Here is a 12,677-nt window from a genome sequence, read left to right as displayed (position 1 = left end):
GCCGTTCCCCGAGCCCCTGGTTTCGCAGCCTGAAGCAGAAAAAGCGAAAGCCGACCATGATCCCCGAAGGGACATGGTCGGCTTTCACCAAGCAAGAAGGTGACCGGCGTACCGGTCTGCGCGTCAGCGCGAGACCTTACCGGCCTTGATGCACGAGGTGCAGACGTTGAGCCGCTTCGGCGTGCGCCCAACCACAGCGCGCACCGTCTGAATGTTGGGGTTCCAACGACGGGGGGTACGGCGGTGCGAGTGGGAGATGCTGTTGCCGAAGCCCGGGCCCTTGCCGCAGACGTCGCAGTTGGCAGCCACAGGAGTCACTCCAAGACTTCAGATCAGGAACTTGAACAGCCCGGAGTGTTCCAGGCAACCGGGAGAGCATACAACGGTGACTCCCGCTCAACGAAACTACCACGATTGCCGGGGTGATCGTTCCCGCGACCTGCAGCGGAGGGTGCCGCCGGTGGCGTCGCAGGGGCCGATAACCTGCCAGCATCGCCCTCGCCACCGCGTCCCGTCGCGTTCTCGTGGCGTTCACCCGGAGGAGATTTGGTGCTGGACACCCTCGACGCCGCGGCCGTCCGCACTTGGTGCCGGCTCGCGCTGGCAGCCCTCGGCCAGGCCCGCGAGGAGATCGACGCACTGAACGTCTACCCGGTTCCGGACGGCGACACCGGCACCAACCTGTATCTGACCGTGGAGTCCGCCGCCGAGGCGCTGGACGCGCTGTTCGCCGAGGAGGAGCCGCCCGCGCTGGCCGCCGCGGCGACCGCCGCGGCCCGCGGGGCGCTGATCGGGGCGCGGGGCAATTCCGGCGTGATCCTGGCGCAGTGGCTGCGCGGCCTCGCCGAGGTGCTGTCGGGGGGCGGGGAGCTGGGGGAGGCCCTCGACAACGGCGCGCGGTCCGCCTACCTGGCCGTCGCGGAGCCGGTCGAGGGCACCCTGCTGACCGTCGCCGCGGCCGCCGCCGGCGCCGCGAAGGCCGCGCAGGGCCTGACCGGTCAGGCCCGGGAGGCGTACCGGGCGGCCCGGCAGGCGCTGCTGCTCACCCCGGACCAGTTGACGGTGCTCGCGGAGGCGGGCGTGGTGGACGCCGGCGGCCGGGGGCTGGTCGCGGTGCTGGGGGCGCTGGTGGACGCGGTGTCCGGGCAGCAGCCGATGGGGCCGGTCGCGCTGCGGCGCGAGGTGGACCCCGTGGTGGTGGCCGGCTGCGAGGGCCATGAGCGTCCGCCGGGCCCGGGCCACCCCGCGTTCGAGGTGATCTACCTGCTGGAGGCCGAGGACGGGCAGCTGCCGCGGCTGCGCGAGCGGCTGGGGCGGCTCGGCGACTCGCTGGTGATCGGCGGCGGCGACGGCCTGTGGAACGTCCACGTGCACGTGGACGACGCGGGCGCGGCCGTGGAGGCGGGTGTCGAGGCGGGCCGGCCGTACCGGATCCGGATCACGCACTTCGCCGAGGCGGCGGCCCGCTCCGGCGAGCGCGAGGAGACCGTCTCGCACGGCCGGGCCGTGCTCAGCGTGGTGACCGGCAGCGGACTGGCCCAGCTGTGCGAGCAGGCCGGCTCGGTGGTGCTGGCCGCCGATCCGGACCGGGCCCCGGCGAGCGCCGAACTGGTCGCGGCCGTGCACCGCTGCGCGGCCCGCGAGGTGATCCTGCTGCTCAACGACCCCGAACTGCGGGCCGCCGCCGGCGCCGCCGCCGACCAGCTGCGCGAGGAGGGCGTGCGGATCGCCGTGCTGCCGACCCGGTCGCCGGTGCAGGGCCTGGCCGCGCTGGCCGTGCACGACGCCGGCCGCCGCTTCGACGAGGACGTGGTCGCCATGACCTCCGCCGCCGGCGCCACCCGGTACGCCGAGCTCGCCGTCGCCGAGGGCGAGTCCTGGACGATGGCCGGCGTCTGCCAGGCGGGCGACGTGCTCGGTCTGATCGACGGCGATGTCGCGGTGATCGGCCACGACCTCACCGAGACGGCGCTCACCGTGCTGGACCGGATGATCGCGGCGTCCGGCGAACTCGTCACCCTGGTGCTCGGCGACGACTCTCCCGCCGAGCTCGCCGACCGGCTGATCGCGCACGCCAGGCGCACCCGTCCCGAGGTCGACACCGTCGCCTACCAGGGCGGCCAGGAGGCCGCGCCGCTGCTGATCGGCGTCGAGTGAGCCGTGACGTCGGTCCGGTGGTGTGAAATGGGACCCGATGGGCGCTCTCGATGAACCACTGAAGGACCTGGTCGGCGACCGCACCGCGAAGGTGCTGGCCGACTCCCTCAAGCTGCGCACGGTCGGCGACCTGCTGCACCACTATCCGCGCCGGTACGTCGAGCGCGGCCAACTCACCAGCCTGGACGAGCTGGAGGTGGACGAGCACGTCACCGTGCTGGCCCGGATCGAGAAGGTCACGCTGATCCCGTTCCGCGGCCGCAAGGGCGACCGGCTGGAAGTGGTGGTCACCGACGGCCGGTCCCGGCTGTCCCTGGTGTTCTTCAACCAGGGCTGGCGGCAGAAGGACCTCAAGCCCGGCCAGCAGGGCCTGTTCGCCGGCAAGGTCGGCATGTTCAACCGGACGCGCCAACTCGCCTCGCCCGACTACCAGTTGATCGACGACGAAGAGGGCTCGTCGGCGGTGAAGCAGTTCGCCGGCCGGCTCATCCCGGTCTACCCGGCGAGCGCCCAGCTGCCCAGCTGGAAGCTCTCGCTCTGCGTCGAGCTGGCCCTCACCAAGCACCTGGGGGACGTCGGCGAGCCGCTGCCCGCCGACCTGCGCGCCGAGCACGACCTGATCCCGCTGCCCGAGGCGCTCGAACTGATCCACCGCCCGCGGAACCAGGTGGAGAAGGAACGCGCCCAGAACCGGCTGCGCTGGGACGAGGCGTTCGTCCTCCAGGTCGCGCTCGCCCAGCGCCGGGCCGCCGACTCCGCGCTGCCCGCCGTCCCGCGCCGCGCCGTCCCCGGCGGCGTGCTGGACGCCTTCGACGCCCGGCTGCCGTTCACGCTGACGGACGGCCAGCAGAAGGTGTGCGCCGAGATCTTCGCCGACCTCGCCACCGAACACCCCATGCACCGGCTGCTGCAGGGCGAGGTCGGCTCCGGCAAGACCCTGGTCGCGCTGCGCGCCATGCTCGCCGTGGTCGACGCCGGCGGCCAGGCCGTGCTGCTCGCGCCCACCGAGGTGCTCGCCCAGCAGCACCACCGCTCCATCGTCGAGATGATGGGCGACCTCGCCGAGGCCGGCATGATCGGCGGCTCCGAGATCGGCACCCGGGTCGCCCTGCTCACCGGCTCGATGGGCGCCGCCGCCCGCCGCGGCGCGATGCTCGACATGGCCTCCGGCAAGGCCGGCATCACCATCGGCACGCACGCCCTGATCGAGGACAAGGTGCAGTTCGCCGACCTCGGCCTGGTGGTGGTCGACGAACAGCACCGGTTCGGCGTCGAGCAGCGCGACGCGCTGCGCGCCAAGGGCGAACAGCCCCCGCACCTGCTGGTGATGACCGCCACCCCGATCCCGCGCACCGTCGCGATGACGGTCTTCGGCGACCTGGAGACCTCCGTCCTCGACCAGCTGCCGTCCGGCCGCTCCCCGATCTCCACCCACGTCGTCCCCGCCCTGGAGAAGCCCAACTTCCTCACCCGCGCCTGGGAGCGCGTCCGCGAGGAGGTCGGCAAGGGCCACCAGGCGTACGTGGTCTGCCCGCGGATCGGCGACGAGGACGAGCAGCCGAAGGGCAGGAAGAAGCGCACGGAGGACCCGGAGGAGGTCGACGCGGGCGGCGGCGCGGACAGCGAGGAGCGGCGGCCCCCGCTCGCCGTCGTGGAGACCGCGGACAAGCTCGCCAAGGGCCCGCTCGCCGGACTGCGGGTGGAGATCCTGCACGGCCGGCTCGCCCCGGAGGCCAAGGACGACGTGATGCGCCGCTTCGCCGCCGGCGAGGTCGACGTGCTGGTCGCCACCACCGTCATCGAGGTCGGCGTCAACGTCCCCAACTCCACCGTCATGGTGATCATGGACGCGGACCGGTTCGGCGTCTCCCAGCTCCACCAGCTGCGCGGCCGGGTCGGTCGGGGCTCCGCCGCCGGCCTGTGCCTGCTGGTCAGCGACATGCCCGCGGCCAGCGCCGCCCGTGCCCGGCTCGACGCGGTGGCCGGCACCCTGGACGGCTTCGCGCTCTCCCGGATCGACCTCGAACAGCGCCGCGAGGGCGACGTGCTCGGCCAGGCGCAGTCCGGCGTGAAGTCCTCGCTCAAGGTGCTCTCCGTCCTCGACGACGAGGACGTCATCGCCACCGCCCGCGCCGAGGCCACCAGGCTGGTCGCCGTCGACCCCGAACTCGCCGCCCACCCCGAACTGCGCACCGCCCTGGAGAGCCTGCTCGACGAGGACCGCGCGGAGTACCTGGAGAAGGGCTGAACGGGCCGTTCGAGCAGGACCGATTGTCAGTGCCCCGGGAGAGAATGGAGTTGTTCGGGGCGCACTCCAAGTGGCGTCCCCGGCGCGAGACTTGGGGGTCATTGCATGGCATTCCGTCACCTCAACGAGCTCCCGCTCGGCGACAAGGTCTTCCGGATCGAGGTCGCCAGCGAAGACGACCGCGAAGTCACCCTCACCCTGACCGGCTGGCGCGAGGGCAACTCCGCCAACCCGGTCGCCTCCGGCAAGCTCCGCCTCCCGGTGGAGGACGTCGCCTCGCTGCGCATCGCGCTCAACCGCGCCCTGCGCGCGCTGGCGATCGTCGCCGACGTCTCCGAGCCCATCCCCGACCGCGACGTGCTGCGCGAGCTCTACCCCGGCCACGGCGCCCCCTGGGTGCCGCAGCACGAGGAGGAGCTGGTCCGGCGCTTCCACGACGGCGACACCATCGCCCGGATCGCCGCCCGCTACGGCCGCACGCCCGACTCCGTCCGCACCAAGCTGCGCGAGCTCGGCCACGACCCGCGCCGCCCGGAGTACTGCCCGCCGGACGGCTGCCTGTCCTGGTCCCGGTACGCGTCGCCGACCCTGCTGGGCGCGGCCTCCAATGAGTGACCGTCTGCGCTGAGACACCAGGGCGCGAGGGGCTGCTCCGATCTGCCGTGCACTTTTTGTCGGCTATGGTCGGGCGCGCAGTTCCTCGCGCCCCTGCCTGTTCCCACCCGCAAAGGACAACTCCATGCCCCGCGTCATCGCCGGTGTTGCCGGAGGCCGCCCGCTCGCCGCCCCGCCCGGCCGGAACACCCGTCCCACCTCCGACAAGGCGCGGGAGGCGATGTTCTCCACCGTCGAGTCGCTGTTCGGGCCGATCGCCGGGGCGCGGATGCTGGACCTGTTCGCGGGCAGCGGCGCGGTCGGGCTGGAGGCGCTGTCCCGGGGCGCGGCGCACGCGCTGCTGGTGGAGGCGGACGCGAGCGCGGTGAAGACGGTGCGGGAGAACGTCCGGACGCTGGGGCTGCCGGGCGCGGAGGTGCGGGCGGACAAGGCGGAGAAGGTGATCGCGGGCGCCCCGCCGGCCGAGCCGTACGACCTGGTCTTCCTGGACCCGCCGTACGCGGTTGAGGACGAGGTGCTGCGGGAGATGCTGGTCACACTCCGTTCCGGGGGCTGGCTGTCCGAGCATGTTCTCGTCACCGTGGAACGCAGCACCCGAGGGGGCGAGTTCGGCTGGCCGGACGGCTTCGAAGGGCTGCGCTCGCGCCGGTACGGCGAGGGCACGCTCTGGTACGGTCGCGCCGCTACCGGGGCTGACCAAGACTCGTAGCAGAACATCCCGCCCCACAAGGGAGCACACCCATGCGCCGCGCCGTCTGTCCGGGGTCCTTCGACCCCATCACCAACGGACACCTCGACATCATCGAGCGGGCCTCGAAGCTGTACGACGTGGTGCACGTGGCGGTGGCGGTGAACCGCAGCAAGCAGGGGATGTTCTCGGTCGACGAGCGGATCGCCCTGATCGAGGAGACCACCGCCCACCTGGACAACATCCAGGTGGAGTCGCACAGCGGCCTGCTGGTGGACTACTGCACGGCGCGCGGCATCCCGGCGATCATCAAGGGCCTGCGCGCGGTCAGCGACTTCGACTACGAGCTGCAGATGGCGCAGATGAACCACGGCCTGAGCGGCGTGGAGACGCTGTTCGTGCCGACCTCGCCGACGTACAGCTTCCTGTCCTCCAGCCTGGTCAAGGAAGTGGCCTCGCTGGGCGGCGACGTCTCCCACCTGCTGCCGGGAGTCGTGCACGCGCGACTGGTCGAGCGGATCGCCGAACGCCGCAAGTGACGGAGGCGTTGTGAGCGGCGGGGTGGGTGGCCGTACAGTCTGTACTCCCGGCCCCGGGACCGCGGTTCGCGGCCTCGTGGCACTGCCTCCGCCGCACCTCGGCGGCACACGGAAAGACTGAAGACACCCGTGGACGTGCAGCAGAAACTCGACGAGATCATCGCCGTGGTCGAGAAGGCCAAGGCAATGCCGATGTCGTCCTCCTGCGTGGTGAACCGTGCCGAACTGACCGGCCTGCTGCGCGAGCTGCGCGACACGATGCCCGCCGAACTCGCCCAGGCGCAGTCGGTGGTGGCGGACCATCAGCAGATGGTGGCCGACGCCCAGGCGCAGGCCGACCAGATCATCCGCGGCGCGCACGACGAGCGCGGCTCGCTGATCTCCGACACCGAGGTGGTGCGCAAGGCGCAGGCCGAGGCGGACCGGATCCTCGCCGAGGCCCGCACCGAGGAGCACACCAAGCGCGCCGAGGCGGACGACTACGTCGACTCCAAGCTCGCCAACTTCGAGGTGGTGCTCACCAAGACGCTCGGCGCGGTCGGCCGCGGCCGGCAGAAGCTGCGCGGCGAGGCCGGGGTGTACCAGCCGGAGGGCGAGGGCCCCGAGGACGGCGAGGAGTTCCAGCCGCAGCGGGTCAGCCTCAGCCCGGAGGCCGACGAGTACGTCGATGTGAAGCTCGCCACCCTGGAGGCGGTGCTCTCGGCGACCCTGGAGGCGGTCGGCAAGGGCCGGGACAAGCTGCTCGGCAAGGCCCCGATCGACGAGCTGGGCGCCTACCTGGCCGCCGCCGACGAGGTCCAGCAGCTCCGGAACCGCGCCGAGGCGGTGGCGGCCGGCTTCGCCGACGCCGACGGCGAGCAGTCCTGGTACGCGGACGTCCCGCAGCAGCAGACCTGGCCGGAGCAGACCCCGGCCGCGGCGGGCTGGCAGAACCCCGCCGAGGACCAGTACGGCCAGCCGCAGGCCCCGCAGTACGCCGAGGCGTACGGCGGCGGCTACGACCCGGCGGCGGCCCCGCAGGCCGACCCGTACGGGCAGCCCTACGGCTACCAGCAGCCGGTCGACCCGGCGTACTACCAGCAGCAGCAGTACCAGCAGCCGGGCTACGACCAGTGGGGCAACCCGCTGCCCGTCGACCCGAACGGCTACCCGCCGCAGCCGCAGCAACTGCCCCAGTTGCCCCAGCAGCAGCAGGCCGGGCTGGACGAGACCAGCTTCTTCGACACCAGCATGATCGACATGACCCGGCTGCGGGAGCTCGGCGGCCGGTGAACGGGCGAGTTGGGTTCGGCCCGGACTCTCGGGTAGTCTGACCACTCCGGCCTGCTCGTGCCGGGTTCGCCGCGTGCCCGCGTCCGGGCCGCGCACCGCAGGAACCTACAGTCCGCGTCACGCAGGAATGCGTGCGCCACCAGGAAGTCAGGAAGCCTTGAACCGCCTCGACCACCGCGACCCGCTCGTGTTCGACACGCATGAGCTCGGCCGTCGCCCCGGCTCGCTGCGCAAGGTGTCCCGCACCCTGGAGGCCCCCGCGGAGCTGGGCGTCGCGGATGTGATCGGCGTCCCCGAGAAGAGCGAGATCAAGCTGGAGCTCCGCCTGGAGTCCGTGGTCGAGGGCGTGCTGGTCACCGGCACCGCCGAGGCCCACGTGACCGGCGAGTGCTCCCGCTGCCTGGAGCCCCTGGAGGACGACCTGGAGGTCGACTTCCAGGAGCTGTACTACTACCCGGAGTCCGAGGAGCGTCACCGCGCGATCGCGGGAGACGACTTCGACGAGGAGTCCGAGGACGAGACTTACCGTCTGGAGGGCGACCTGTTCGACCTCCAGCCGGTGCTGCGTGACGCGGTGGTGCTCGCACTGCCGCTGCAGCCGGTGTGCCAGGACGACTGCCTGGGTCTGTGCTCCGAGTGCGGGGCCCGCCTGAGCGACGACCCGTCGCACCACCACGATGCCGCCGACCCCCGGTGGGCGGCTCTGCAGGGACTCTCCGCCGCCCCCGGCGACGAGGGTGACGAGGAATAAGACACAGCGGTACCCGTGAGGGTCTCGCCGTAGAACCAGGAGATTTACCGTGGCTGTTCCGAAGCGGAAGATGTCGCGCAGCAACACGCGTCACCGGCGTTCCAACTGGAAGGCCGTCGTGCCCGCGCTCGTCGCGTGCGACCGCTGCCACGAGCCGAAGCTCGCGCACATCGCGTGCCCGAGCTGCGGCACGTACAACCGTCGCCAGGTCCTCTCGGTCTGATCGGCGGGGTGCACGGATCGATGTCGGACGGCAGCAATTCCTCTCGCAAGCCGAACCCCGGGACCAACGGGGGTAAGGGCGGCGGGCCGGCTTCGACCGAATACGACGTCCTGGAAGGGCGCCTCGGGTATCCACTTGAGCGCGCCCTTCTGGTACGTGCCCTGACCCACCGCTCGTACGCGTACGAGAACGGCGGGCTGCCCACCAACGAGCGCCTGGAGTTCCTCGGCGACTCGGTGCTGGGCCTGGTGGTGACCGACACCCTCTACCGCCTCCACCCGGAGGTCGCCGAGGGGACGCTCGCCAAACTCCGCGCCGCGGTGGTCAACTCCCGCGCGCTCGCCGAGGTCGGCCGCGGCCTGGACCTCGGAGCCTTCATCCGGCTCGGCAAGGGTGAGGAAGGGACCGGCGGCCGCGACAAGTCGTCGATCCTCGCCGACACCGTCGAGGCCGTGATCGGCGCCATCTACCTCGACAAGGGCCTCGACTCGGCGACGGACTTCGTCCACCAGCTGTTCGACCCGCTGATCGCGGAATCCGCGCTGCTCGGCGCCGGACTCGACTGGAAGACCAGCCTCCAGGAACTCACCGCCGCCGTCGGCATCGGTGTTCCCGAGTACGTGGTCACCGAGTCCGGACCGGACCACGAGAAGACCTTCACCGCCGCCGCCCGGGTGGCCGGCCAGGACTACGGCTCCGGGAGCGGACGCTCCAAGAAGGAAGCCGAGCAGAAGGCCGCCGAATCCGCCTGGCGCGCCATCAAGGCGAAGCAGGACGGCAGCGCCGAGGGCGACCAGCCGACCGCGACCGCCTGACCGCCGTGCCCGAACTCCCCGAGGTCGAAGTCGTCCGCCGCGGTCTGGCCCGCTGGGCCGCCGGACGGACCGTCAGCGACGTCGAGGTGCTCCACCCGCGCGCCGTCCGCCGACAGGCCGGCGGCGCCGAGGAGTTCACCGCACTGCTGCGCGGCCGCACGCTCGGCGATCCGCAGCGCCGCGGCAAGTACCTGTGGGTGCCGCTCGGCGACGGCCTGTCGATGATCGGCCACCTCGGCATGAGCGGCCAACTGCTCGTCCAGGAAGCCGACATGGCCGACTCGGTGCACCTGCGGGCGCGGCTCCGGTTCGCCGACGGCGGCACCGAACTGCGCTTCGTCGACCAGCGCACCTTCGGCGGCCTCGCCGTCGAGGAGACCGAGCCGGACGACCCCGAGTCCACTCCGCTCTCGCTCGCCCACATCGCCCGCGACCCGCTCGACGCGCGCTTCGACGAGGCCGCGTTCGCCACCGCGCTGAAGGCCAAGCGCACCACTGTGAAGCGGGCCCTGCTCGACCAGACGCTGATCAGCGGCGTCGGCAACATCTACGCCGACGAGGCGCTGTGGCGCAGCCGCCTGCACTACGACCGCCCCACCGCCACCCTGACCCGCCCCGCCGCGCTCGAACTGCTCGGCCACGCCCGGGACGTGATGACGGCGGCGCTGGCCGTCGGCGGGACGAGCTTCGACTCGCTGTACGTCAACGTCAACGGCGAGAGCGGCTACTTCTCCCGCGACCTGGACGCCTACGGCCGCGAGGGCGAGCCCTGCCGCCGCTGCGGGACGGCGATGCGCCGCGACGCCTGGATGAACCGCTCCAGCCACTACTGCCCGAAGTGCCAGCGCCGCCCCCGCTGACCCGTCAGTGGGCGGCCTTCGCCTTCTTCTCCTCCTCGGCGGCCGCCTGGATCGCCCCGCCGTCCTCGCCGAAGTAGGCGACGCCGACGGCGCTCACCACCGCGAGGACGAAGCCGAGCACGGCCAGCCAGGCCAGGCCCGGGCGGGAGGAGTCGCCGAGCCACAGGACGCCGACCGCGCCCGGGACGACGGTCTCGCCGACCACCAGCGCGGCGGTCGCGCCGTTGACGGAGCCGACCTGGAGGGCGACGGTGTGCAGGTACATGCCGCCGATGCCGGCGATCAGGATGGCGTACAGCGCCGGGTCGGAGAGCAGCGCGGTGATCGAGAACGGCTCGATGCCGTCCAGGATGCGCACCCCGATGCCCAGCGCGCCGAAGCCGAGACCGGACAGCAGACCGGCCACGATCGCCCCGCTGGAGCCGAGCCGGCGGACGATCAGCGAGCCGCCGGCGATCAGCACCACGGAGCCGATCAGCAGCGCCCAGTGGAACTCCCGGGCGGCGTGGTGGCCGCCCTCCGGGCCGGCGGCGACGGCGAGCAGTACCAGGGCACTGCACAGGACGCCGATGGACAGCCACTCCAGCTGACGGAGCCTCAGCCCGAGCAGCTTGACCGACAGCACCGCGGTGATCACCAGGTTCGCGCTGATGATGGTCTGCGACAGGAACAGCGGCAGCAGCCGCGCGGCCAGCGCGCCCAGCCCGAAACCGATGAAGTCCAGCACCGTGCCGAGGATGAACTCCCAGGTGACGGCGGCCTTCGCGGTGGAGGCGAGGCTCGGCCCGCCGTGCTCGGTGACGGTGCCGTCGGCCGCCTCCTGCCGGGCCGAACGCCGGGCGCCGACGGCTTGCAGCACCGACCCGGTGCCGTAACAGACGGACGCGGCGACGGCGGTGACGAGGCCGAGGATCACGCTGGGGTCTCCTGTCGCGGGAGGGAAGATCGTCACCACTATGCCTGCTCGCCGCCCGGACGCGGTGGGTCGGGGCCCAACTCCGGCCGGTCGGCGGGGGTTCTCGGGGGCCGGCTCGTCCCCGGGTAGGGGGGAGACTCGGGGTCGGACCGTCCCCGGGTAGGGCGTGGATCCGGGGACGCGACAGGTACGGTCTGAGTATGAGAACTGTGCTTCGCCGCTCCCGAGCCACCGGGCCGGCCGCCGTGCTGGCAGCTCTGCTCGGCCTGCTGATGGTCCTCGGACTGTCCGTGCCCGCCCAGGCGGCCGGGTTGAACGACGCTGCCGACTCGCTGAAGAAGAGCCAGGTCTACGTCGACCCGGCGATGACCGGCCGGTTCTCCAACGACCAGGCCGAGGCGCTGGCGAAGAAGCTGAAGAAGGCCGACAAGCCGATCTTCGTCGCGGTGCTGCCGGACAGCCAGGCCTACGCCCCGAAGAACCTGATGAACGACCTGCGCACCAAGGTCGGCATCGTCGGCGTCTACGCGGTGTGGCGGGGCAACGGGTTCGACGCCCGCGCCGACGCCAAGGCCCTGTCGAAGGACTCCGCGACCAAGCTCGCCGGCGCGTCCTTCCGCTCGAACAACGGCGACATCAACGCCACCGTCAACGAGTTCGTCGACCAGGCCGTCAAGCAGACCAAGGGCGACGGCCCGCAGCACAGCACCTCCGCGGCCTGGATCGTCGTGCCCGTGGCGCTGCTGGCGCTGGCCGGCGGCGGCGTGTTCCTGCTGTTCCGCCGCGCCAAGAAGCGCAAGCAGGAGAAGGCCCGGGCCGAACTCGCCCAGCTGCGCACCGTGGTGGACGAGGACATCACCGCGTTCGGCGAGGAGCTCGACCGGCTCGACTTCAACCCCGGCGCCCCCGGCGCGGACGACACCCAGCGCGCCGACTACACCCGGGCGTTGGACTCCTACGACCGCGCCAAGCGGACCATGGACGAGGCCACCAAGCCCGACGACGTCCGCCCGGTCACCGAGGCGCTGGAGGACGGCCGGTTCGCGCTGGCCACGCTGGCCGCCCGCCGCGAGGGCCGGCCGGTGCCCGAGCGCCGCGTCCCGTGCTTCTTCGACCCGCGGCACGGACCCTCCACCACCGACGTCCAGTGGGCGCCGGCCGGCGGCGCGCCGCGCTCCGTCCCCGCCTGCGCCGACGACACGGCCCGCCTGGCCGTCGGCCAGGATCCGTACATCCGCACCGTGGAGACCGAGCACGGCCACCAGCCGTACTGGAACGCCGGCCCGGCCTACAGCCCCTGGGCGGGCGGCTACTTCGGCGGCGGCATGCTCCCCGGCCTGCTGGTCGGCACCATGCTCGGCTCGATGATCTCCAGCCCCGGCTACGCCTACGCGGGCGGCCACGGCGACTACGGCCAGGGCGGTGGCGCCGACTACACCGGCGGCGCGGACGCCGGCGAGTACTCGGGTGCGGCGTTCAACTCCGCCGACTTCTCCGGGGCCGACTTCGGCGGCGGTGACTTCGGCGGCGGAGGCGGCTTCGGCGACTTCGGCGGTGGCGACTTCGGTGGCGGGGACTTCGGCGACTGACGTC

At 72.3% G+C, this 12,677-nt stretch carries 13 protein-coding genes; 11 read left to right on the top strand and 2 right to left on the bottom strand.

Going from position 1 to position 12,677, the window contains the following annotated elements:
• Window positions 1-123: 123 nt before the first annotated feature.
• Complete coding sequence (gene rpmB, locus CG736_RS34470; RefSeq protein WP_073813963.1) at window positions 124-309, bottom strand: 50S ribosomal protein L28; 186 nt, start codon at window positions 307-309, stop codon at window positions 124-126.
• A 240-nt stretch (window positions 310-549) separates the two neighbouring features.
• Here rpmB and CG736_RS34465 point away from each other — a divergent pair, with 240 nt between their 5' ends.
• The 10 genes from CG736_RS34465 (at window position 550) to mutM (ending at window position 10,168) form a co-directional block, all read left to right on the top strand.
• Window positions 550-2,157, top strand: coding sequence for a DAK2 domain-containing protein (locus tag CG736_RS34465; protein WP_100590048.1), 1,608 nt, complete (start codon window positions 550-552; stop codon window positions 2,155-2,157).
• Between the two features lie 37 nt (window positions 2,158-2,194).
• Window positions 2,195-4,405, top strand: coding sequence for an ATP-dependent DNA helicase RecG (gene recG, locus CG736_RS34460; RefSeq protein ID WP_100590047.1), 2,211 nt, complete (start codon window positions 2,195-2,197; stop codon window positions 4,403-4,405).
• Between the two features lie 105 nt (window positions 4,406-4,510).
• Window positions 4,511-5,020: a hypothetical protein gene (locus tag CG736_RS34455; protein ID WP_043916146.1), complete on the top strand. Its 510-nt coding sequence runs from the start codon at window positions 4,511-4,513 to the stop codon at window positions 5,018-5,020.
• 124 nt (window positions 5,021-5,144) lie between these two features.
• Window positions 5,145-5,729, top strand: a complete 585-nt coding sequence (gene rsmD, locus CG736_RS34450; protein ID WP_100590046.1) for a 16S rRNA (guanine(966)-N(2))-methyltransferase RsmD — start codon at window positions 5,145-5,147, stop codon at window positions 5,727-5,729.
• Between the two features lie 32 nt (window positions 5,730-5,761).
• Window positions 5,762-6,247: a pantetheine-phosphate adenylyltransferase gene (coaD, locus tag CG736_RS34445; protein WP_043916148.1), complete on the top strand. Its 486-nt coding sequence runs from the start codon at window positions 5,762-5,764 to the stop codon at window positions 6,245-6,247.
• A 129-nt stretch (window positions 6,248-6,376) separates the two neighbouring features.
• On the top strand, window positions 6,377-7,519 hold the full coding sequence (locus CG736_RS34440; protein WP_100590045.1) for an ATP synthase F0 subunit B: 1,143 nt from the start codon (window positions 6,377-6,379) through the stop codon (window positions 7,517-7,519).
• A 127-nt stretch (window positions 7,520-7,646) separates the two neighbouring features.
• Window positions 7,647-8,270, top strand: a complete 624-nt coding sequence (locus CG736_RS34435) for a DUF177 domain-containing protein (RefSeq protein ID WP_043916150.1) — start codon at window positions 7,647-7,649, stop codon at window positions 8,268-8,270.
• 49 nt (window positions 8,271-8,319) lie between these two features.
• The gene (gene rpmF / locus CG736_RS34430; RefSeq protein ID WP_035866499.1) at window positions 8,320-8,493 is read left to right on the top strand and encodes a 50S ribosomal protein L32; all 174 of its coding nucleotides are present in this window, start codon (window positions 8,320-8,322) and stop codon (window positions 8,491-8,493) included.
• Window positions 8,494-8,513: 20 nt separating this feature from the next.
• Complete coding sequence (rnc, locus tag CG736_RS34425; RefSeq protein ID WP_100590043.1) at window positions 8,514-9,308, top strand: ribonuclease III; 795 nt, start codon at window positions 8,514-8,516, stop codon at window positions 9,306-9,308.
• Between the two features lie 5 nt (window positions 9,309-9,313).
• Window positions 9,314-10,168, top strand: a complete 855-nt coding sequence (gene mutM / locus CG736_RS34420) for a bifunctional DNA-formamidopyrimidine glycosylase/DNA-(apurinic or apyrimidinic site) lyase (RefSeq protein ID WP_100590042.1) — start codon at window positions 9,314-9,316, stop codon at window positions 10,166-10,168.
• Window positions 10,169-10,172: 4 nt separating this feature from the next.
• Here mutM and CG736_RS34415 read toward each other — a convergent pair whose 3' ends face one another.
• The gene (locus CG736_RS34415) at window positions 10,173-11,084 is read right to left on the bottom strand and encodes a hypothetical protein (protein ID WP_100590041.1); all 912 of its coding nucleotides are present in this window, start codon (window positions 11,082-11,084) and stop codon (window positions 10,173-10,175) included.
• Window positions 11,085-11,284: 200 nt separating this feature from the next.
• Between CG736_RS34415 and CG736_RS34410 the strand changes: the two genes are divergently transcribed.
• Window positions 11,285-12,673, top strand: a complete 1,389-nt coding sequence (locus tag CG736_RS34410; RefSeq protein ID WP_100590040.1) for a hypothetical protein — start codon at window positions 11,285-11,287, stop codon at window positions 12,671-12,673.
• Window positions 12,674-12,677: the final 4 nt, after the last annotated feature.

It is taken from the genome of Kitasatospora sp. CB02891 (assembly GCF_002803145.1).
GTDB lineage: Bacteria > Actinomycetota > Actinomycetes > Streptomycetales > Streptomycetaceae > Kitasatospora > Kitasatospora griseola.
The sequence above is the reverse complement of the archived record's forward strand: the minus strand, read 5'-3'. Positions and strand labels throughout refer to the sequence as shown.